The sequence below is a fragment of the Actinomadura sp. 7K534 genome, assembly GCF_004348575.1.
Classification (GTDB): domain Bacteria; phylum Actinomycetota; class Actinomycetes; order Streptosporangiales; family Streptosporangiaceae; genus Spirillospora; species Spirillospora livida.
In genome coordinates, this window is sequence record NZ_SMKB01000127.1 from 1 (window position 1) to 20,838 (window position 20,838).

Consider the following 20,838-nt stretch of genomic DNA (forward strand, 5'->3'; position numbering starts at 1 on the left):
GCCCAGGCCGACGCCCAGGCCGACGCCCATGACGTCGGCTACGACCGCCACTCGCTCATCGTGGACGGGAAACGCGTCCTCCTCTGGTCGGGCGAATTCCACTACTTCCGCCTCCCCAGCCCCGAGCTGTGGAGGGACGTCCTGGAGAAGATGAAGGCCGCCGGGTTCAACGGGGTCTCGCTCTACTTCAACTGGGGCTACCATTCCCCGGCCCCCGGCAGCTACGACTTCACCGGGGTGAGGGACGTCGACCGGCTCCTGCGCCTCACCGAGGAACTGGGCCTCTACGTCGTCGCGCGTCCCGGCCCGTACATCAACGCGGAGACCACCGGCGGCGGTCTCCCGGCCTGGCTGAAGACCGTTCCCGGGCGGGCCCGCTCCAGCGATCCGGAATACACCCGCGCCTACCGTGAATGGCTGGCGAACATCGACCCCATCATCGCCCGCCACCAGGTCACGCGCGGCGGATCGGTCATCGCCTACAACGCCGAGAACGAATACGCGGCCAACACCGACGCCGCCTACATGGAGGACATCCAGCGCCAGGCCCGCGCACACGGCATCGACGTCCCGATCACCCACAACCAATGCTGCGACGCCTCCTGGACGCCCACTTGGGCATCAGGGCAGGGCGCCGTGCAGATCCCCGGAGTGGACGACTACCCGCAGTCGTTCGAATGCCGCGAGCCCGCCGTCTGGGGGACGTGGGGAGAGGGCGTCACCGAACGCCTCAGCCCCGGCGCGCCGGTCTACGCCGCCGAATACCAGGCCGGTGCCATCGACCTGTTCCGCGCGGGCTACGACAAGTGCGCCGAACTGACCGGGCCCCGGTTCATGAAGGTGTACTACAAGTCCAATCTGATCACCTCGGGCGCCACGATGTTCGGCTACTACATGGCGTTCGGCGGCACGAACTGGGGACGCCTCGGCCAGCCCAACGACGTCTACACCTCGTACGACTACGGCGCCCCCATCACCGAGAACCGGCGGCTCACCGCCAAGTACGACGAGTTCAAGCGCCAGGGCCTCTTCGTCACGAGCGTCGCGCCCTTGACGAGAACGGAACCGGCGACCGCACCCGCCTCCGGCAATCCGTCCGTGCACACCGAGGCCCGCGCCAACCCCGACACCGGTACGCAGTTCGTCCTCGTGAGGCACGCCGACCGCACGACCGACCGCGATGAATCCGCCGACCTCACCTGGGACACGCCTGACGGCACGTACCGGCTGCCCGTGCACTTGAAAGGACGGGACGCGAAGATCCTCGTCGCGGGCTACGACATGGGCGGCCAGCGCCTCGCGGCCACGACGTCCGAACTGCTCACCCACACCACCACCGGCGGCCGGGACATCGCCGTCCTCTACGGCACCGAGGGCGTGGCCGGAACGACCGTCCTCCGCTACGGCACGCGCCCCGACGTCAAAGTCCTGAGCGGCTCGGTGAAGGCGTCCTTCGCCGGCGGCGACCTCAGACTCGACTACGCCCACGAGGGGCTGGCCCGCGTCGAGATATCCGGCGTCGGCCGGAGGCCCCTCCTGCTCCTCCTCGGCACGGAGAAGGAGGCCGCCGGGTTCTGGCGTTCCGGGGACACCCTCGTGCGCGGCACCTACCTGGTCCGCTCCGCCCGGGTCTCGGGCGGCACCGTCGCGGTCAGGGCGGACCTGGACCGGCCGACCGAATTCGAGATCTTCACCTCGGCCCGCCGCGCGACCCTCAACGGCCGCAGCATCCGCACCCGGACGAACCGGAGCGGCGCCCTCGTGGCGCGGGCGAAGGGGCCGCGGCCCGTCCGGCTCCCCGCGCTCAAGCACTGGCGCGGCGCAGAGGGGGCGCCCGAAGCCCGGCCCGGGTTCGACGACTCGTCCTGGACGGCCGCCGACCGCACCACCACGGCCAGCCCCATCAAGCCGAAGAAGCCGCCGGTCCTCTACGCCGACGAGTACGGGTTCCACCACGGCCACGTCTGGTACCGCGGCCACTTCACGGCGACCGGCGACGAATCGTCGGTCAAGCTCAACGCGATCACCGGGAAGGGCGGCGTCTACCAGGTCTGGCTGAACGGCCGCTACCTCGGCTCGGCCGCCGGCGGGGAGCAGAAGGACGCCGACGCCCCCGTCAACGAGAACCCCGGGCCGGGCACGTTCGACGTCCCGCCCGGCCTGCTGGCCGAGGGGGAGGGGGCCGTCCTGTCCGTCCTGGTCGAGAACATGGGCCACAACGACGACTGGACCGCCGACGACGTCCGCCACAAGCAGCCGCGCGGCCTTGTCGGCGCCGAGGTGACGGACAACCCCGTCACCTGGCGCATCCAGGGGACCCGCGCTCCGGACCGGCTCCGCGGCCCGCTCAACACGGGCGGCCTCCACGGCGAGCGGAACGGCTGGCACCTGCCCGGCGCGCCCACCGGCGAGTGGACGGCCACGTCACCGACGCGCCCGGTGGCACCGGGCGTCCACTGGTACACGACGCAGGTCCGCCTGGCCCTGCCGCGCGCTCAGGACGTCCCCGTGACCCTGCGCTTCGACCGCGGCGAGGGCCGCTACCGCGCACTCGTCTTCGTCAACGGCTGGAACCTCGGCGAGTACGTCAACGGCGGGATCCAGCGCGACTTCACCCTCCCCGGCGGAATCCTCGATCCGCGCGGCCGCAACACGCTGACCATCGCCGTGATCACCGAAGAACGGTCCAAACCCGGCGGAATTGCGCTGTCCGCCGCGGGCAACGTCCTGCGTCCGGGCCCGCATTAGCACAACCGCGGGTTAAATGGTGGTCATCTGGTATTGCACACTTGGGCAGACTTGATTTAAGTGTGAACCGGTGGCCAGGTTGGGACGAACAATGGGGTTGTTCGCCGGAGTTCGCGGCGCCTAATGTCTGGAGCGGCGGGGCGCCCACCACACATCGGCGCCCGGCCGGCCGATGCCGCAGATCGCGGCGGGCAATCCAGGGAGGAAGACATGACCATGTCGCGCGCCCGAATCCGGTGGGCCGCCGCGCTGGCGGGAACGGCGGTACTCGCCCAGGCCGCCCCGGCGCAGGCGCAGGCCCCGGTGGAGCCGACCGGCGCATACCTGCTGATGGTGGCCCCGGAAGAGGGTCCCGTCACCGCGAAGACGCTCTGGTGCGGTCCGGACGGAGGGACGCTCCAGGCGGCCTCCCGGGCCTGCGCCCAGCTCGCGGCCGCGGACGGCGAGGTCGCCCGGATCCCCGCGAAGGAAGGGCCGTGCACGCTCGAATACGCGCCGGTCCGGGTGAGCGCCGACGGTAAATGGCGCGACCGGCCACGCCATTTCACCCGCACCTATCCCAACCGCTGCGCGGCCATGCGCGGCACCGGTGGAATTCTTTTCGGCGAGTAAACCGCGGACCGCGGGCCGCCGGGTTGGGGAAGCGGGGTGCTGTCCGGCGGCCCGCATTCAAGAAGGGCGTGATCCGAATATGATGCTCGCTTTCACCGGACCGGACGTGCTGGTCACCTATGAGCGCACCGGAGGAATAGCCGGAATCCGGGAACGCGTCTCCGTCGATGCCGCCGGAGCGGCGTCCGCCAACGGCCGGAACGTCACGCTCGAGGCCGGGGAGATGCGCGGCCTGCGCGACGCGCTGGGACGCGTCGTCACCACGCGCTCGTCGGCGGCGGGATGCGACGTCGCCGACCACTTCACCTACACCCTCACCTACCGGGGGCACCGGACGACGCGGTGCGAAGTCCCGTGCGACTGGCGGACGGCCGTCGAGCGGCTGGAGGCGCTCCTGGAGCGACCCGCGGTGCCGGCCAGGAGGTGAGCGGCGGGGCGCCGGTCCTTGGCGCCCCGGCCGGACCACGGCGTGCCGTTCTCGCCCGCCGACCTAGGAGGGCGGCACGCCGTGCTTCACCCGTTCCTCGGGCCCCGCTTCACGACCCGGCGAAGCGGGTGTGCAGATCGCGCATCGCTGACTCCAGGGCGGCGACCGGGCCGTCCACCGGAAGGCCCGGCGCGACCTGCTGGACCGGGAGCGGCGCGACCGGCCCCGGCGGGAGGCCGAGGTCGCCGCGCCACGCGGTGAGCTGCGCGGACGAGTGGACGTAGACGATGCGGCCGAGCCCCACCCAGGCGTGCGCGGCCGAGCACATCGGGCAGTGCTCCCCGGAGGTGAACACGGTGGCGGCGGCGCGCTCGCCGGCGGCGAGGTTGCGCGCCGACCACCGGGCGATCTCGAACTCGGGGTGCCGGGTCTGGTCGCCGTCCGCGGTGCGGTTGCGGTCCTCGAACAGGACCTTCCCGGACCCGGACACCAGCACGGACCCGAACGGCTCGTCGCCCGCGCCGAGCGCCTCGGCGGCGAGCTCGACGCAGCGGTTCAGATGGACGAGTTCGGCGTCGGTCGGTTCGTAGCCCACCGGACGATCATAGGACTACGCCGACTCCCGGAGCACCAGGTGGGGGCGCATGATGACGACCGGGTCCGCGACGGTCTCGCCGCGGATGCGGGACACCAGCAGCCGGGCCATCTCCACGCCCATCTCGCCCACCGACTGGTGGACGGTGGTGAGCGGCGGGTCGGCCAGCGGAGCGGCGGCCGAGTCGTCGAACCCGATCACCGCGACGTCGCCGGGGACGCGGCGGCCGTGCCGCCGCAGGACCCGCAGCGCGCCGAGCGCCATCGGGTCGTCCGCGGCGAACACCGCGTCCAGTGCCGGCTCGGCGGCCAGCAGCCGCTCCGTGGCGATGATGCCGCTGGCCTCGCCGAAGTCGCCGTACTCGACGTACTCCGGCAGCCCGGCCTCGGCGAGGGCCTCGCGGTAGCCGGCCAGCCGGTCGAGGCCCACCCCCATGTCCTGCGGGCCGGCGATGGTCGCGATCCGCCGCCGGCCGCCGGAGATCAGGTGGGTGACGGCCTCGCGGGCGCCGCTGCGGTTGTCGACGTCGACGTAGCTGACCGGCGACAGGCCGGGCGGGCGCCCGCCGAGCACGGTCGGCACGCCGTTGGCCTCCAGCTTGGCGGGCAGCGGGTCCTCGGCGTGCAGGGAGGTGAGGAGCACCCCGTCCACGTGCTGCGTGGTGAGGTACTCCTCCAGCCGCCCGTACTCGGCGGGGGACCGGGCGAGCGCGAGCAGGAGCTGCAGACCCGTGTCGGCGAGGCCGTTGCTGATCCCCCGGATGATCCCGGCGAAGTACGGCTCGTCGAACAGCCGCTGGTCGGACTCGGCGACCACCAGCGCCACGGTGTCGGTGCGGCGGGTGACGAGCGTCCGGGCCGCGCGGTTCGGCACGTACCCGAGTTCCTCTATCGCCTTCAGCACCGCCTCGCGGGCCTGGGCGCTGACCCGTGGCGAGCCGTTGACCACCCGCGACACCGTGCCGCGCCCGACACCTGCCCTCGCCGCCACCGCTTCCAGCGTGGGACGGGTGCTGCTGCCCGTCATATCGCCCCCTTCGTCCGTCCGGTCCCGTGTGGCGTCAGCCCCGTCCGGGCAGCCCGCCCCGCCGGATCACCCCTGCGTACCACCGGGCGCTGTCCTTGGGCACCCGGCGTTGCGTGGCGTAGTCGACGTGGACGAGCCCGAAGCGCTTGGAGTAGCCCCAAGCCCACTCGAAATTATCCAGCAGGGACCAGGTGAAGTAGCCGCGAAGCGGTACGCCGTCGGCGATGGCGCGGTGGCAGGCCCGGAGATGCGCGTCCAGATAGTCGATCCGGCCCGTGTCTTGGACCGTGCCATCCCCGTCCGGGGTCTCGTCGTAGCCCGCCCCGTTCTCGGTGATGTACAGCGATACCTCCGGGTAGTCGCGGTGCACCCGGGTGAGGACCTCGTGCAGCCCGTCCGCGTCGATCTCCCAGCCCATCCCGGTGACGGGACGCCCGGCGGGGACGAAGCGGACATGGTCGCTGCCGACCCACGGGGAGTGCGTGGAGAACGGCGACGACGCGGTCTGCGCCGCCTCGCCGGGCGTGCCCGCGACGGTGTGCCGCGAGTAGTAGTTGATGCCGAGATGGTCGATCGGCGTGCCGATCACGCCCAGGTCGGCGTCCGCCGGGACGAACCCGTACCGGGAGGTGTCCTCCAGGACGTCCTCGGGGTAGCGGCCGAGCAGCAGCGGGTCGAGGAACAGCCGGTTCTGCAGCCCGTCGATGCGGCGCGCCGCGTCCACGTCCGCGGGGTCGTCGGTCGCGGGGGTGATCGCGTAGAGGTTGACCGCGGCGCCGAACCGGTTGTCCGGCGTGCGGGCCCGCATCGCCTCGATCGCCAGGCCGTGGCCGAGCATCTGGTGGTGCGCGGCGAGCAGCGACGCCGCCGGGTCGAGCCGGCCGGGCGCGTGCTCCCCGGACGCGTAGCCGAGGAACGCCGCGCACCACGGCTCGTTGATGGTCGTCCAGTGGCGGACCCGGTCGCCGAGCGCGGCGTGCACGTGCGTCGCGTACTCGGCGAACCGGTGCGCGGTCTCGCGCTCCGGCCAGCCGCCCTTGTCCTCCAGCGGCTGCGGGAGGTCCCAGTGGTAGAGCGTCGGCCACGGCTCGATGCCCGCGTCCAGCAGCGCGTCGACCAGCCGGCGGTAGAAGTCCAGGCCCTCCTGGTTGAAGGCCCCGGTCCCGGACGGCTGCACCCGGGACCAGGAGATCGAGAACCGGTACGCCGTCAGCCCGAGGTCGGACATGAGCCGCACGTCCTCGGGGAACCGGTGGTAGTGGTCCACCGCGACGTCGCCGGTGTCGCCGCCGAGCACCTTGCCGGGCGTGCGGCAGAACGTGTCCCAGATCGACGGGCCGCGCCCGTCCTCGCCGGCGGCGCCCTCGATCTGGTAGGCGGCGGTCGCGGCCCCCCATCGGAACGCGGTCGGGAACTGCGCGGCCGTGGTCGCGCCGGTGTCGTCCTTGAGGGAGGTCACGCCTTCACAGCACCTTCCATGATTCCGCCGATGATCTGGCGGCCGAAAATGATGAACACGATGAGGAGCGGGAGCACCGCCACGCTGGTACCGGCGAACATGAGCGTGTAGTCCTGGAAGTGGGCGTTCGCCAGATTGTTGATCGACAGCTGCACGGTCGGGTTGTCGGGGTTCAGCACGGCCAGCGGCCACATGAACTCGTTCCAGGTCTGCATGAACGTGAACAGGCCGAGGACGCCGGCGGCGGGCCGCAGCGCGGGGAGCACGACGCGCCAGTAGATGCCGAACGTGGTGCACCCGTCGACGCGGGCCGCCTCGATCAGCTCGTCCGGGACGGCCTGCTCGGCGTACTGCCGCATCATGAACACGCCGAACCCGGTGACCAGGAACGGGACGATGACGGCCTGCAGCTGGTTCTGCCAGCCCAGCTCCACCATGATCATGTAGAGCGGGATGATGCCCATCTGCACCGGGATCATCATCGTCGCGATGATCACCAGCAGCAGCCCGTTCTTGCCGCGGAAGCGCAGCTTGGCGAACGCGAACCCGGCGAGCGAGGCGAAGAACACCGTGGTGATCGTCACCACGCCGGAGGCGATCACGGAGTTCAGCAGGCCCTTGGCGAAGAACGCGTCGGGGTTGTTGAACAGCCGCTCGATGTTCCCCCCGCCGTTGCCGCCGGGCAGCAGCGGCGGCGGGACGTCGGCGACGACGTCGTTGGTGCGGGTCGCCATGGCGATCATCCAGTAGATCGGGAAGATCGACAGGAACAGCGCCACCAGGAGCGTCAGGTAGGTGAGCGGGCTGGCGTTCCACAGGCTGCGGAAGCGGCCGGCGGGCGCGGCGGCGTGCTTGCCCGCGGGGCGCCGGCCGGGGCCGGCCAGGAGCGTGGTCACTTGGTGCCTCCCGTACGCCGCACGGCCAGGAAGTTGATCAGGGAGAACACGATGATCATCACGAAGAGCGCCCAGGCGACGGTGGCGCCGTAGCCGTACCGGTCGCTGTAGAACGCGTTGTCGTACATGTACATCGTGATCGTCTGGAACTGGTGCAGCGGGCCGCCCTCCATCTTGTTGGGCGTGTGGATGCTGAACAGGACCGGCTCGGTGAACAGCTGCAGCCCGCCGATCGTCGAGATGATCACCGTGAAGATGATCGTGGGACGCAGCATCGGCACGGTGATCTGCCAGAACTGCCGGATGCGGGACGCGCCGTCGATCGCCGCGGCCTCGTAGAGGTCCTTCGGGATGGCCTGCATGGCGGCCAGGTAGATCAGCGCGTTGTAGCCGGTCCAGCGCCAGTCGACCATCACGGCGATGGCGACCCAGGACCAGCCGCGGCTGCTGCTCCACGCGATCGCGTCGACGCCGAACAGCCCGAGGAACCAGTTGATCATCCCCCAGTCCTGGTCGAACATCTGGGTGAACACGATCGCGACGGCGGCGGTCGAGGTGACCAGCGGGGCGACCATCCCGATGCGGAACAGCGTCGGGACCCGCATCCGCCGGTTCAGCGCGTTGGCGATCATCAGCGCGAGCAGCAGCTGCGGCACGGTCGCGATCAGGAAGATCCCGATCGTGTTGACCGTGGCGTGCCAGAAGTCCGCGTCGGTGAGCAGGTAGTCGTAGTTGTCCAGCCCGACGAAGTCGCGGGTCCCGGACGCCAGCTCCCAGTCGTGCAGGGAGACCCAGAGGGTGAACAGCAGCGGGAACGCGCCGAAGATCAGGAAGACGATGTAGAACGGCGAGATGAAGGCGTACGGTGCGCCCTTCACGTCGAGTCTGGCCAGCCGGGCCCGCCAGGTGCGGCGGGGCCCCGGGTCGGCCTTCGCCGGCGAGGGCGGCGGGGGGCCGTTCCGGCTGGGGCGCAGATCGGTGGTCACGTCGTGCGCCTCCTTTCCGAGGACGGGGCTGAGGGAGGGATGGGTACGGCGGCGGCGCCGGCGGGGAGGTTGCGGCGCGGCGCCGCCGCCGTGGTAGGAAGACCGCCGGGACTAGCGGGCGGCCTTCTCAGCCTCCTCGACGGACTTGCTCCACGCCTCACCGGCGTCCTGCTTGCCCTGGCCGACCGAGACCAGGACGTTCTCGACCGCGGCCCGCACGTCCTCGTTCTTCGGCCCGAGGTGGACCGGCTTCACCGAGGCGACCAGGTCACCGAAGATCTTGCCGACCGGGGCGTCGTTGAAGTACGCGCTCGTCGCGCCCGCCACCGCCGGGTCCTGCGCGGCCTGCGGGGAGGACGGGAAGACGTTCGCGGCCTTGAACGCGCCGACCTGGCCCTCGGGGGAGGTCAGGAACTTGGCCAGCTCGGCGGCCTCCTTGGCGTGCTTGGTCTGCTTCGGCACGGCCAGCCACGAGCCGCCCCAGTAGCCGGAGCCGCCCGGGATCGTCGCCACGTCCCACTTGCCCTTGCCGGCGTCACCGGAGAACTCCTCGATGCCGCCGAGCATCCACGACGGGCACGGGAGGGTGGCGAACGTGTCGCGCTTGAGCGCCGTCTGCCACGGCGGCGTGAAGATCGACATGTCGGCGGTGAGCTTGCTCTGCTCGAACTTCAGCGACGTGTCGAACGCCTGCTTGACGGCCGGGTTGCTCTCGAAGACGAGGTTGTTCTCCTTGTCGAAGAAGCTGTGCCCGGGGCCGCTGCCGGCGTTCTGCAGGACGGTCGCGCGGAAGACGGCGGTCGGGCCGTCCAGCCACTTGGTCTTGGGGACCTTCTCCTGGAACTCCTGGCCCTTGGCGAGGAACTCGTCCCACGTCGGCCAGAGCTTGCCGACCTCGTCGCGCTCGGTCGGGAAGCCCGCCTTCTCGAACAGGTCCTTGCGGTAGCACATGGCGAGCGGGCCGACGTCGGTGCCGAGTCCGACGAGCTGCTTGCCGTCCGGGCTGACGCCCATCTGCCACTTCCAGGGCAGGAAGTTCTTCTCCAGCTCCTTGCCGCCGTGGTCGAAGAGGTTGACGAACTTGTTCGCCTGCTGCATGTAGAGCGGCAGGATGCCCTCTTCCAGCATGACGACGTCGCCGGCGCCGCTTCCGGTGGACATCCACTGCTGGATGCGCGGCTTGTACTCGTCGAGGCTGGAGACCTTGCGCAGCTTGACGGTGACGTTGGGGTGAGACTGCTCGTACTGCTTGGCGATCTCTTCGTACCCCGCCTCGCCGAAGACGTCGACGGTGAGCTCGACCGGACCGCCGTCCGAGCCGCCGTCCTCGCCGTCGTCCCCGCCGCAGGATACGACCAGGCCGCCGACGAGCACCGCCGCCATCGCCGTACTCAGTCCGCGCCGCATGATGGCCCTCATGGCGGACCCCTCTCAGGTTGTGACTTCCAGGTGTGTGGGAGCGCTCCCACGGATGAAAGACCGTGACGGGCCTCACTGTCAATGCGCCGAAACACAACCGTTACAACAACCGTGCCGCGGCGCCGGGCCGGTCAGGGTCGCTCCGACCCGCGGTCAGCACCTGGTCAACCGTCCTTCGCGGGCGCCAGCCGGGCCGCCGCGGGCGCCGGCGCGGTCGACCGGCGGACGACCAGTTCCGGCCGGTAGACCAGTTCGGTCCTGGGCGCGCGGGTGCCGCGGATCTCGTCCAGGACGGTGCTCACCGCCGCCATCGACATCTCGCGCACCGACTGCCGGACGGTGGTCAGCGGGGGGTCGAGGTAGGCGGTGAGCAGCGAGTCGTCCATGCCGGTGACCGAGACGTCCGCGGGGACCCGCAGCCCGCGCTGCCGGGCCGCCCGGATTGCGCCGAGCGCCATGATGTCGTTGCCGCCGCAGATCGCCGTGCAGCCCGCGTCGAGCAGCCGGGTCGCCGCGGCCTGCCCGCCCTCGACCGTGTACATGGTGTTGACGACCAGCTCGTCCACCTCGCCGGGCGCCAGGTCGGTGTGCGCCGCCATCCCGCGGCGGAAGCCCTCGGTCTTGCGCCGCGTCGGCACGTAGACCTCCTGGCCGATCGCCAGCCCGATCCTCCGGTGGCCCATTGCGGCCAGGTGCGCGACGATCGCCTCCATGGACGCCACGTCGTCGTTGGAGATGAACGGGGCGTCGATGTCGGGGCGGTACCCGTTCACCAGCACGATCGGCAGCGCCTGCTCCAGCAGCCGCGCGTACCGGGCCCGGTCGGAGTTGGCGTTGGCGTGCAGGCCGTTGACGAAGATGATCCCGGCGACGCCGCGCTCCAGCAGCATCTCGATGTACTCGTCCTCGGCGACGCCGCCGGGCGCCTGCGAGCACAGCACCGCCATGTACCCGTGCCTGGCCAGCGCGCTCTCGATGACCTCGGCGAACGCGGGGAAGATCGGGTTGGTCAGCTCGGGGATGATCAGCCCGATCAGCCCGGCCCGCCGCTGGCGCAGCCGGGCCGGGCGCTCGTAGCCGAGCACGTCCAGGGCGGTCAGCACCGCCTGGCGCGTGGTCGGGGACACGCCCGGCTTGCCGTTGAGCACGCGGCTCACCGTCGCCTCGCTCACCCCGGCGTGCGCCGCGATGTCCGCCAGGCGTGTCGTCATGGGTTTCAAATTAGCCTTCCTCCTTGACGTCCCACCACAATGCGGTGTCCGGCGGCAGCTCGACGTGGCCGCCGTCCCCGCGGACCGGCCCGCTCGCGAGCAGCGGCGTCCCGTACGCGGGGACGCGCACGGCGCGGCCGCCCAGGTTGACGGCGCACGCGAGCCCGCCGCGCGCGCCTTCGCCCGCGCTTTCCCGGACGAACACCAGTGTGCCGGTTGGACCGTCCAGCCAGCGCAGTGAGCCGTCGCCGAGTGCGGGATGGCCGCGCCGGATGCGCAGCGCCTCCGTGTACAGGTTGAGCATCGACCCGGGGTCGTCGCGTTGTGCGGCGACCGTGAGGTCGCGCCAGCCGGTGGGGATCGGGAGCCACGAGCCGCCGCCCGCGCCGAAGCCGAACGGGGGCTCCTCGCCCTCCCACGGCAGCGGGACGCGGCAGCCGTCGCGCCCGGCGCCGTCGCCGCGCAGCCGCTGCGGGTCCTGCTGGAACTCCGCGGGCAGGTCGAGCACCTCCGGCAGGCCGAGCTCCTCGCCCTGGTAGACGTAGGACGAGCCGGGCAGCGCGAGGGTCAGCAGCGCCGCCGCGCGGGCGCGCCGCAGGCCCCGGTCGCCGCCGCCGTACCGGGTGACGTGCCGTTTCACGTCGTGGTTGGACAGCACCCAGGTGGCGGGCGCGCCGACCTCCCCGGCCGTCCGCAGCGACTCCTCGATGACCTCCCGCAGGGCGGGCGCCTCCCACGACGCGGTGAGGTAGTGGAAGTTGAACGCCTGGTGCAGCTCGTCCGGGCGGGTGTAGGCGGCGAGGCGCTCGGGGGTCGGCGCCCACGCCTCGGCGACGGCGATCCGCTGCCCGCCGTAGGAGTCGAGGAGGCGCCGCCACCCGCGGTGGATGTCGTGGACGTGGTCCTGGTCGAAGTACGGCAGGACGGCCGTGCCGAGCATCTCGACCTGGTCGGCGTGGCCGACGTCCGGGAGCCCCGGCGCCTTGGCCATGCCGTGCGCGACGTCCACCCGGAAGCCGTCGACGCCGACGTCGAGCCAGAACTTCAGGACGTCCGCGAACTCGGCGTGGACCTCGGGGTTCTCCCAGTTCAGGTCGGGCTGCTCGGGGGCGAACAGGTGCAGGTACCACTGGCCGTCCGGCAGCCGCGTCCAGGCGGGGCCGCCGAACACCGACTCCCAGTCGTTGGGCGGTTCGGCGCGGTCCGGCCCCCGCCCGTCGCGGAAGACGTAGCGGGCGCGCTCGGCGGAGCCCGGGGCGGCGGCGAGCGCGGCCCGGAACCAGGCGTGCCGGTCGGAGGTGTGGTTGGGCACGACGTCGACGATGATCCGCAGGCCGTGGGCGTGCGCGTCCGCGATCAGGCCGCGGGCGTCGTCGAGCGTGCCGAAAAGCGGGTCGACGTCGCGGTAGTCGGCGACGTCGTAGCCGAAGTCGGCCATGGGGGAGACGTAGAACGGCGTCAGCCACAGCGCGTCGACGCCGAGCCCGGCCAGGTACGGCAGCCGGCTCCGGACGCCGGGCAGGTCGCCGACGCCGTCCCCGTCGGAGTCGGCGAAGCTGCGCACGTAGACCTGGTAGATCACGGCGTCGCGCCACCAGCGGGCGCCGTCCCCGGCGAGGTCGCCGGCGGGGACGGTCAGGGTGTCCTGGGTCATGAACGTCCTTTGAAATGGGAGCTGTCGGCGGGCACGCGGAAGGGGGTCACTTGACTCCGCCGGCGGTGAGGCCGGCGACGATCCGGCGCTGGAAGACCAGCACCACGACGATCAGCGGGACGGTCACGATCACGCCCGCCGCCATCTGGGTGCCGAACGGCTGGTCGAACCCGGAGACGCCGGTGAACTTGGAGATCGCGACCGTGGCGGTCTGCATCTCCTTCTTGTTGACCATGGACAGGGCGATGAGGAACTCGTTCCACGCGGCGATGAAGGTCAGGATCGCGGTGGTGAACACCCCGGGCGCCGCGAGCGGAATGATGATCTTCCGGAACGCCTGGCCGCGGGTGCAGCCGTCCACCATGGCCGCCTGCTCCAGCTCGAACGGCAGCTGCCGGAAGAAGGCCGTGAGCAGCCACACCGACAGCGGCAGCGCGAACCCCAGGCTGGGGACCACCATCGCCTGGTAGGTGTTGATCCATTCGATGCCGGTGAAGAGCTTCAGCAAGGGAACGAGCTGCGAGATTCCCGGGAACATCGTCGTCGCGATGATGAGCCCGAGGACGGCGTTCTTGAACCGGAAGTCCAGCCGGGCCAGCGCGTAGGCGGTGACCGTGCCGATGAGCAGCGTCAGCACGGTCGTGCCGCCCGCCACGACGAGGCTGTTGAGCAGCGCCCGCCCGAACCCGTTGTCGCCGGAGAAGACCGCGGAGAAGTTCTCCCACGACCACCGCACCGGGATGATCGTGTTGTCGAACTGGTCCTGCGGCCTGCGGAACGCCGACACCGTCATCCAGTAGAACGGCGCGAGGCAGTAGAGCGCCACCAGCGCGAACCCCAGGTAGGACAGCGTCCTCCTGGCGAGCGAGCCGCTCATGCGGTCACCTTCTTCCGCGCGCCCTTCCGCGCGCCCTTCCGCGCGCCCTTCCGCGCGCCCCGGTCCTGCCGCCGGGCCTCGCCGATGATGTCCGCGCCGAGCAGCTTCACGAACAGGTACGCGATCACGGCGATGTACAGGAACAGGACGGTCGCGTACGCCGCCGCCGACCCGTACCTGAGGTTGGACGCCTCGAACCAGGCGAGCATCGTCAGGGTCTCCACGGACTTCTGGTTGACGCCGATCAGGACGGCGGGCAGGTCGAACATCCGCAGCGCGTCCAGCATGCGGAACAGGACGGCCACCAGCAGCGCGGGCTTCACCAGCGGGAGCGTGATCCGCCAGAACTGCTGGACGGGGCCCGCGCCGTCCACCCGGGCCGCCTCGTAGACCTCCCGGGGGATCATCTGCAGCCCGGCCAGCACCAGCAGCCCGATGAACGGGGAGGTCTTCCAGACCTCGGCGACGACGATGGCCATCTTTGCGGGGAAGCCGTCGGCGGTCCACAGGATCTGCTCGCGCAGCACCGCGTTCGCGGCGCCGTCGGCCTGGAAGATCCAGCGCCACAGCAGCCCGGAGATCGCGGTCGGGATCGCCCACGGGACGAGGATGCCGGCGCGCACCAGCGCCCGCCCCCGGAACATCTGGTGCATGATCAGCGCCATCGCGACACCGATCACCGTCTCCAGGGCCACGGTCGTGACGGTGAAGAACGTGGTGTTGCCGAAGGCGTTCCAGAACGCCGCGGCCCGGTCGCCCTGGACGATCGCGGTGTAGTTGCCGAGGCCGACGAACCGGTCGCCCGCCACGACGAACCCCTGGTCGTCCAGGCCCTCGCCCCGCGCGTACAGCGACTCGCGGAAGCCGGCGAGGACCGGGTAGCCGATGACGAGCGCGAGCACGAGCAGCGTCGGGGACAGCAGCAGCGCCGCCAGCCGCCGCGTGCCCTGCACGTCGCCCTTGCCCGCACGCGTGCGCGGCGCGCCCGCCGCGGGGCTGCCCATGGCGGACGGCTTCTCGTGACGGGTCGTGGCCATGCCGCTCACCGGTTGCCTACAGCGTGAGTGCTTCGTCCTTCAGGATGGAAAAGGCATGCGGCATGGATGGTCATGGTGCCTTCCTGGTTCTGTCGGTGGCGGTCCGTATCGTTGCGCGCGTGTCCCGTTACCGGTTGCGACCAACACCTGTTCAAGAGCGGGGGTTGCTGGAGCACTGCAAGCAAGCGAGATTCGTGTGGAACCTCGCGGTCGAGCAGCACACCCATTGGCGTCCTGGTCGCGAGGGCGCGCCCGGCTTCGCCGAGCAGTGCCGACAGCTCACCGAAGCCCGCGCCGCGTTCCCGTGGCTGCGCTGCGGGTCGGTGATCGTGCAGCAGCAGGCACTCAAGGACTTCGCACAAGCCATGGCGAACTTCTTCGCCGGAACCCACCGGCACCCCACCTGGCGCAAAGCCGGACGGCACGAAGGGTTCCGGATCGTGGCGGTCAGGCCCGGTGACGCACGGCGCCTTTCCCGCCATGTCGGCGAGGTGAAGATCCCGAAGGTTGGGTGGGTGCGGTTTCGCTGGTCCCGCCCCGTCCCCGCTGAGGTGAAGTCCTACCGGGTCACCCTCGATCACGCTGGACGCTGGCATGTGGCGTTTGCCGCGATCCCCGACCCGGTACCCGCTCCCGGCAACGGGCATGCGGTGGGCGTCGACCGTGGCGTCGCCGTGTCCGCCGCGTTGTCGACCGGGGAACTCTTGCACGCGCCCGGCTTGACCAGCGGAGAGGCCGGGCGGCTGCTGAGGTTGCAGCGACGGCTTGCCCGCGCTCGCCGAGGCTCCAATCGTCGTGCTCGACTCAAGGCCGCTATCGCCCGGCTGAAAGCTCGTGAAGCCGACCGGCGGCGCGACTGGGTGGACAAGACCACGACCAGTCTGGCCCGCGACTTCGACGTGATCGCCGTCGAGGACATGGACGTGCGGAGCATGACCCGGTCGGCGCGCGGCACCATTGGGGAGCCGGGCCGGCGCGTCGCGCAGAAGGCCGGGTTGAACCGGGGCATCCTCGCCCACGGCTGGGGCGCCGTCCTCCAACGGCTGGAACACAAGGCGCCCGGTCGGGTCGTCAAAGTCCGTTCCGCGTACACGAGCCAGCGGTGCTCGGCATGCGGGATCGTCAACCGGGACTCCCGCGAGAGCCAAGCGGTCTTCCGGTGCCGGTCCTGCGGACACGCCGACAACACCGACGTGAACGCGGCCATCAACATCCGAACCGCCGCAGGGCATGCGGTGGCAGCGCGGGGAGCCCTCCAGCCGTTGGGCGGGGCGAGGAAACGCGAACCTCAACCCGACCTCCTCTGCGTGGGTAGAACGGTTGGAATCCCCTTCTAGGAGGGGAGGAAGTCAATGCGCGGTCAGCGGTCCGAGCTTGGCCTGAAGGTCGTTCAGCGCCTGCTCGGCGGACTTCTTGCCGGTGACCGCGTCGTACATCTCGCCCTGGATCGCGGCGGTCACGTCCCCGTACTTCACGGCGACCGGACGCGGCTCGGCGGTCTCGATGGCCTTCTTGAGGACGGGCAGGTAGGGGAACTTCTTCACCATCTCCGGGTCGTCGTACAGCGCGGCGATGGTGGGCGCCTGCGAGGTCGCGAGCAGGTTGGCGCGCTGCGCGTCCGCGCCCGTCAGGTAGTTGATGAAGTCGAGCGAGGTGGCCTTGTTCGCGGCGAACGCGGAGATCGCGAGGTTGTGCCCGCCGAGGTTGGCCACTCCGGGGCCGTCCGGGCCGGGCAGCGGCGCGACGGCGAACTCACCCGCCACCTTGGAGGAGCCGTCGTCCTCGTTGGCGAGCGCGTACTGGTAGGGCCACTGGCGCTGGAAGACGAGCTTGCCGGACTGGAAGTAGCGCCGCCCGCCCTCGGTGTCCAGCGTCACGGCCTCCTTGGGCATCCGGGTCTTCTTGGCGTCCACGAGGAACTCCAGGCCCTGCCGGGCCTGCGGCGTGGTCAGCGCCGGCTTGCCGTCCGGCCCGATGATCGAGCCGCCCGCCGCGGTGATCGCCTCGACCGCGCTGATCGTCATGCTCTCGGTCTTGTTGACCTCGGTGAAGTAGCAGTCGGCGTCCTCGCCCTCGGGGAGCCTCTGCACCTTGTCGCAGGCGTCCCACATCTCCTGGTAGGTCTTCGGGGGGTCGGCGATCCCGGCCTTCTCCAGGAGGTCCTCGCGGTAGTAGAGCATTCCCGCGTCGGACGTCGACGGCACCGCGTAGAGCCGGTCCCGGTACTGCCCGGTCTTGATCGTCGCGGGCAGCATCGCGGACAGGTCGACCTTGTCCTTGGGCAGCTCGACCAGCCACCGGTTCGCGGCGAACTCGGCGGTCCACACCACGTCGAGGTTCAGCACCGAGTAGGCGTCCGACTTGGTGGTGGCGTTCTGGATCATCTGCTGGCGCTGGTCGTTGGGCTCGTCCGGGAGCTCGATGACGCGGACCTGCTCCTGCGGGTGGTCGGAGTTCCAGGCGTCCACCTGCTTCTGCAGGTTGCCGGACCGGTCCTTGCCGGTCACGAAGGTGATCGGCCCGCGGCCCTCCAGGCCCGCGGTGCCGCCGCCCTGCGAGCCGCCGTCGTCATCGCCGCCGCAGGCGGTGAGCGAGAGCGCGAGGGCGGCGCAGGCGACGATGCCGGCGAGTGAGGTGCCGCCGTTGGGGGGGATGCGCCGCATGGTGTCCTCCTTGGCGGGACGGGCGGTCGTGCCTTCGGGGGCCGGCCGTCCCGCATGTCCGGGGAATGGGGGTGGCTGGTGCCGGACGCTAGCAACGCTTTGCAACATCGTAAACAGCTTGCAGAAACTTTCTGCAAGAAAGTAGCCAAGCTGTAACTCTTTCCAGGCTCCGGACAAACCGGGTCGACACGCCCGCGGCCGCTGCGCCAGGCTGCCCCCGTGAACGGCAGCGCGCTCGACCTCGTCCGCGACCACACGGTCCTGTCGGTCGTGACCGGGTCGCGGGCCTACGGGCTGGCGACCGCCGGCAGCGACGTCGACCGGCGCGGCGTCTACGCGGCGCCGGCCCCGCTGTTCTGGCGTCTCGCCAAGCCGCCGACGCACCTGGACGGCCCGCTGCCCGAGCAGTTCTCGTGGGAGCTGGAGCGGTTCTGCGAGCTGGCGCTGGCCGCCAACCCGACCGTCCTGGAGTGCCTCTGGTCGCCGCTGGTCGAGAAGGTGACCCCGGTCGGCGAGGAACTGCTGGCCGTCCGGTCCGCTTTCCTGTCCCGGCATGTGCACCGCACTTTCCTCCGCTACGCGGAGGCCCAGTTCCGCAAGCTCGCCGGAGACTTGCGCAACGGCGGCGCGCCGCGCTGGAAGCACGTCATGCACATGCTGCGCCTCCTCGTCAGCGGCGTCCACTGCGTCCGGCACGGCGAGCCGCGCGTGGACGTCGGCGACCTGCGCGACCGACTCCTCGCCGTCCGGCGCGGCGAGGTCGGCTGGAGCGAGGTCGAGACCTGGCGCGCCGCCCTCACCGCCGAGCTGGCCGCCGCCATGCCGCGCAGCCCGCTGCCCCCCGAGCCCGACCGCGCGAAGATCGAGGAACTCCTGGTCTCCGTACGCCGCAGGAGCATCGACTGGTGAACGTTCCCGAAGGACTGCTCGGCCGCCTCGCGGCCGACCACCCGTATCCCCGCGCGTTCGTCACGGTCAGCGGCGCCCACCTGTACGGCTTCCCCTCGGACGACTCCGACATCGACCTGCGCGGCGTCCACCTCCTGCCCCTGGAGGAGATCGTCGGCCTGGAGACGGGGGAGGAGACCGTCACCTTCATGTGGGACCACGAAGGCGTGGAGGCCGACATCGTCACGCACGATCTGGCCAAGTTCTGCACCCTGCTTCTGCGGCGCAACGGGTACGTCCTGGAACAGGTCATGTCGCCGCTCGTCGTCGCCACATCCGAGCTCCACCGGGAACTCAAGGCCCTCGTCCCCGGCCTGCTCACGTCGCACCACGCGCACCACTACCTCGGTTTCGCGCGCTCCCAGTGGAAGCTGTTCGAGAAGACGAACGAGCTGAAGCCGCTGCTCTACACGTTCCGCGTCCTGCTGACGGGCATCCACCTGATGCGCGCGGGCGAGATCCAGGCCGACCTGACGCGCCTCACCGGCGACGGGCCGCCCTACCTTCCCGGCCTGATCGAGGCGAAGCGGGCCGCCGAGCACGGCGCCCTGCCCGCTGATGCCCCCGCCCCGCCGCGCCTCCAGGCGGACGTCGCCGCGCTCACCGCCCGCCTGGAGGACGAGCGCGACCGCAGTGACCTGCCCGAATCTCCCGCGGACCCCCGTGCGTTGCACGACCTCGTAGTCCGGGCGCGCCTAGGCTGAACCCTGCGGTGTCTCCCCTCCGTGCCACGGGGTATACGGACCGTCCGACGCAACCACCTGGTGCCTCTGCCACGTAGTACAGGGTGATTGCGACGCCGAGGAAGGGGAGCGATGCGGGACCAGGGCATCGACCAGAAGGACATAGCGGAGGCGGATCTCAGGACGAGGCGCGGCGTTTTCCGCGCCGTCGCGTTCCGGGACCCGGTCGACGGGCACGAGCACATGGCGCTCGTGCGCGGCGACGTCGGGGGCGGGGAGAACGTGCTCGTCCGGATGCACTCCGAGTGCATGACCGGCGACATCTTCGCCGCCACGCGCTGCGAGTGCGGGGACCAGCTCGGCACGGCCCTGGACGCCATCGTCCGCGAGGGGGCCGGCGTCCTGGTGTACCTGCGCGGCCACGAGGGGCGGGGGATCGGGCTGGTGGCGAAGGTCCGCACCCACATCCTGCAGGACGACCAGGGCCTCGACACCGTCGACTCCGCCACGGCCATCGGCCTGCCGGTCGACGTCCGCGACTACGGGCCGGCGGCGCGCATCCTGCGGCACCTGGGGGTCCGGTCGGTGCGGCTGCTGTCGAACAACCCGGTCAAGGTGAGCGCGCTGGAGTCCTACGGGGTCGCGATCGCGGCGCGCGTGCCGCTGCTCGTCCCGGTCAGCGACGACAACGTCCGCTACCTCACCGCCAAGCGCGACCGGCTCGGCCACGACCTCCCCCAGCTGGAGGGCCCGGGGCTGGACGGCGCCATCGGCGAGGCGCCGGTGAGCGAGGTCCGCGGATGACGCGGCCCATGGCGGTCACGCGACCGCTGACGACGGCGCCGCCGGGCGTGCTCTACACCGCCGGGGCGCCGCGCCGCCGCAGGGTGCCGACGCGGGGCGTCGAGCTGGCGGCCGCGGTGGGCGTGCAGTTCGCGCTGCTGGCCGCGCTGCGGCCCGGGATCGCGGGCGTCGCCGTGGGCGTCGCCTACGCGCTGGTCTCGTGGGGCGTCCTCACCGCGGCCTTCCGGCACCGGCGGACGCTCGGGCCCGCCGACCACGTCACGCTCGGTCGCGTCATCATCACGGGAGGTGTCGCGGCGCTGGTCGCGGGGCATCTGATGGGGGACGGCCACACGTGGACGCTGGTCGCGGCCGCGTCGGTGGCGCTCGTCCTGGACGGTGTCGACGGGCAGGTCGCCCGCCGCACCGGGACGGCGTCGCGGCTCGGCGCCCGGTTCGACATGGAGGTCGACGCGTTCCTCGTCCTGGTGCTGAGCGTGCACGTGGCCTGGTCCGCCGGGGCGTGGGTGCTGGCGATCGGGGCCATGCGGTACGTGTTCGGCGCCGCGGCGTGGGCGGCGCCGTGGCTGCGCGCCGAGTTGCGGCCCAGCATCGCGCGCAAGGCCGTCGCGGTGGTGCAGGGGGTCGCGCTGACCGTGGCCGCCTCGGGCGTCGTCCCCTACGCGGCCGCGCTGGTGGCGGCGTCGCTCGCGCTGCTGGTGTGGTCGTTCGGGCGGGACGTCGGGTGGCTGTACACGCGGCGGCACGCGAACCGGCCGGCGGGCCGAGGGGGGCGCGGGTACCGGGGGAATCG

General features: G+C 71.2%; 19 protein-coding genes. 8 read left to right on the forward strand and 11 right to left on the reverse strand.

Going from position 1 to position 20,838, the window contains the following annotated elements:
- From E1266_RS22990 to E1266_RS23000, 3 genes are all read left to right on the forward strand, one after another.
- Positions 1-2,748: beta-galactosidase (locus E1266_RS22990; RefSeq protein WP_132050233.1), on the forward strand; the 2,748-nt coding region annotated here is incomplete at its 5' end.
- Between the two features lie 210 nt (positions 2,749-2,958).
- The gene (locus tag E1266_RS22995; protein ID WP_132050235.1) at positions 2,959-3,360 is read left to right on the forward strand and encodes an SSI family serine proteinase inhibitor; all 402 of its coding nucleotides are present in this window, start codon (positions 2,959-2,961) and stop codon (positions 3,358-3,360) included.
- Between the two features lie 79 nt (positions 3,361-3,439).
- Positions 3,440-3,787, forward strand: a complete 348-nt coding sequence (locus tag E1266_RS23000) for a protealysin inhibitor emfourin (protein ID WP_132050237.1) — start codon at positions 3,440-3,442, stop codon at positions 3,785-3,787.
- A 109-nt stretch (positions 3,788-3,896) separates the two neighbouring features.
- Here the strand turns inward: E1266_RS23000 and E1266_RS23005 are convergent, their stop codons facing one another.
- From E1266_RS23005 to E1266_RS23050, 10 genes are all read right to left on the reverse strand, one after another.
- Positions 3,897-4,382, reverse strand: coding sequence for a nucleoside deaminase (locus E1266_RS23005; protein WP_132050239.1), 486 nt, complete (start codon positions 4,380-4,382; stop codon positions 3,897-3,899).
- Between the two features lie 15 nt (positions 4,383-4,397).
- On the reverse strand, positions 4,398-5,408 hold the full coding sequence (locus E1266_RS23010) for a LacI family DNA-binding transcriptional regulator (protein WP_132050241.1): 1,011 nt from the start codon (positions 5,406-5,408) through the stop codon (positions 4,398-4,400).
- Between the two features lie 34 nt (positions 5,409-5,442).
- Complete coding sequence (locus E1266_RS23015; RefSeq protein ID WP_132050243.1) at positions 5,443-6,867, reverse strand: GH1 family beta-glucosidase; 1,425 nt, start codon at positions 6,865-6,867, stop codon at positions 5,443-5,445.
- Positions 6,864-7,685 carry a carbohydrate ABC transporter permease gene (locus E1266_RS23020; protein ID WP_243718738.1) on the reverse strand — a complete coding sequence of 274 codons (822 nt, stop codon included), beginning with the start codon at positions 7,683-7,685 and terminating at the stop codon, positions 6,864-6,866. Before E1266_RS23020 ends, E1266_RS23015 begins: the two co-directional genes overlap by 4 nt.
- Before the next feature lie 74 nt (positions 7,686-7,759).
- Positions 7,760-8,656 carry a sugar ABC transporter permease gene (locus E1266_RS23025; RefSeq protein ID WP_243718739.1) on the reverse strand — a complete coding sequence of 299 codons (897 nt, stop codon included), beginning with the start codon at positions 8,654-8,656 and terminating at the stop codon, positions 7,760-7,762.
- A gap of 204 nt (positions 8,657-8,860) precedes the next feature.
- Entirely contained in the window at positions 8,861-10,156 is a 1,296-nt protein-coding gene (locus E1266_RS23030) for an extracellular solute-binding protein (RefSeq protein ID WP_243718736.1), read from the reverse strand.
- Between the two features lie 176 nt (positions 10,157-10,332).
- On the reverse strand, positions 10,333-11,379 hold the full coding sequence (locus E1266_RS23035) for a LacI family DNA-binding transcriptional regulator (protein ID WP_132050245.1): 1,047 nt from the start codon (positions 11,377-11,379) through the stop codon (positions 10,333-10,335).
- Positions 11,380-11,389: 10 nt separating this feature from the next.
- Entirely contained in the window at positions 11,390-13,033 is a 1,644-nt protein-coding gene (locus E1266_RS23040; protein WP_132050247.1) for a glycoside hydrolase family 13 protein, read from the reverse strand.
- A 46-nt stretch (positions 13,034-13,079) separates the two neighbouring features.
- Positions 13,080-13,910 carry a carbohydrate ABC transporter permease gene (locus E1266_RS23045; protein WP_132050249.1) on the reverse strand — a complete coding sequence of 277 codons (831 nt, stop codon included), beginning with the start codon at positions 13,908-13,910 and terminating at the stop codon, positions 13,080-13,082.
- The gene (locus E1266_RS23050; protein WP_207945865.1) at positions 13,907-14,947 is read right to left on the reverse strand and encodes a sugar ABC transporter permease; all 1,041 of its coding nucleotides are present in this window, start codon (positions 14,945-14,947) and stop codon (positions 13,907-13,909) included. Before E1266_RS23050 ends, E1266_RS23045 begins: the two co-directional genes overlap by 4 nt.
- A 23-nt stretch (positions 14,948-14,970) precedes the next feature.
- Here E1266_RS23050 and E1266_RS23055 point away from each other — a divergent pair, with 23 nt between their 5' ends.
- On the forward strand, positions 14,971-16,284 hold the full coding sequence (locus tag E1266_RS23055; protein ID WP_207945866.1) for an RNA-guided endonuclease TnpB family protein: 1,314 nt from the start codon (positions 14,971-14,973) through the stop codon (positions 16,282-16,284).
- A 12-nt stretch (positions 16,285-16,296) separates the two neighbouring features.
- Here E1266_RS23055 and E1266_RS23060 read toward each other — a convergent pair whose 3' ends face one another.
- The gene (locus E1266_RS23060; RefSeq protein WP_132050251.1) at positions 16,297-17,610 is read right to left on the reverse strand and encodes an ABC transporter substrate-binding protein; all 1,314 of its coding nucleotides are present in this window, start codon (positions 17,608-17,610) and stop codon (positions 16,297-16,299) included.
- Between the two features lie 219 nt (positions 17,611-17,829).
- Here E1266_RS23060 and E1266_RS23065 point away from each other — a divergent pair, with 219 nt between their 5' ends.
- The 4 genes from E1266_RS23065 to E1266_RS23080 all read left to right on the forward strand — a co-directional run.
- A complete protein-coding gene (locus E1266_RS23065) occupies positions 17,830-18,519 on the forward strand; it encodes a nucleotidyltransferase domain-containing protein (protein ID WP_132050253.1) in 690 nt (229 codons plus the stop codon).
- On the forward strand, positions 18,516-19,262 hold the full coding sequence (locus E1266_RS23070; protein WP_207945867.1) for a nucleotidyltransferase domain-containing protein: 747 nt from the start codon (positions 18,516-18,518) through the stop codon (positions 19,260-19,262). The genes E1266_RS23065 and E1266_RS23070 overlap by 4 nt, the downstream gene beginning before the upstream one ends.
- Before the next feature lie 111 nt (positions 19,263-19,373).
- Positions 19,374-20,045 (forward strand): GTP cyclohydrolase II, encoded by a 672-nt coding sequence (gene ribA / locus E1266_RS23075; RefSeq protein ID WP_132050255.1) that lies wholly within the window; start codon positions 19,374-19,376, stop codon positions 20,043-20,045.
- 8 nt (positions 20,046-20,053) lie between these two features.
- On the forward strand, positions 20,054-20,838 hold a 785-nt coding region (locus tag E1266_RS23080), incomplete at its 3' end, for a CDP-alcohol phosphatidyltransferase family protein (RefSeq protein WP_132050257.1).

Coding starts and splice junctions, on each gene's coding strand:
- E1266_RS23010 (WP_132050241.1), bottom strand. CDS start 5,408: ATGACGGGCAGCAGCACCCGTCCCACGCTGGAAGCGGTGGCGGCGAGG.
- E1266_RS23000 (WP_132050237.1), top strand. CDS start 3,440: ATGATGCTCGCTTTCACCGGACCGGACGTGCTGGTCACCTATGAGCGC.
- E1266_RS23035 (WP_132050245.1), bottom strand. CDS start 11,379: ATGACGACACGCCTGGCGGACATCGCGGCGCACGCCGGGGTGAGCGAG.
- E1266_RS23060 (WP_132050251.1), bottom strand. CDS start 17,610: ATGCGGCGCATCCCCCCCAACGGCGGCACCTCACTCGCCGGCATCGTC.
- E1266_RS22995 (WP_132050235.1), top strand. CDS start 2,959: ATGACCATGTCGCGCGCCCGAATCCGGTGGGCCGCCGCGCTGGCGGGA.
- E1266_RS23040 (WP_132050247.1), bottom strand. CDS start 13,033: ATGACCCAGGACACCCTGACCGTCCCCGCCGGCGACCTCGCCGGGGAC.
- ribA (WP_132050255.1), top strand. CDS start 19,374: ATGCGGGACCAGGGCATCGACCAGAAGGACATAGCGGAGGCGGATCTC.
- E1266_RS23045 (WP_132050249.1), bottom strand. CDS start 13,910: ATGAGCGGCTCGCTCGCCAGGAGGACGCTGTCCTACCTGGGGTTCGCG.
- E1266_RS23030 (WP_243718736.1), bottom strand. CDS start 10,156: ATGCGGCGCGGACTGAGTACGGCGATGGCGGCGGTGCTCGTCGGCGGC.
- E1266_RS23050 (WP_207945865.1), bottom strand. CDS start 14,947: ATGGCCACGACCCGTCACGAGAAGCCGTCCGCCATGGGCAGCCCCGCG.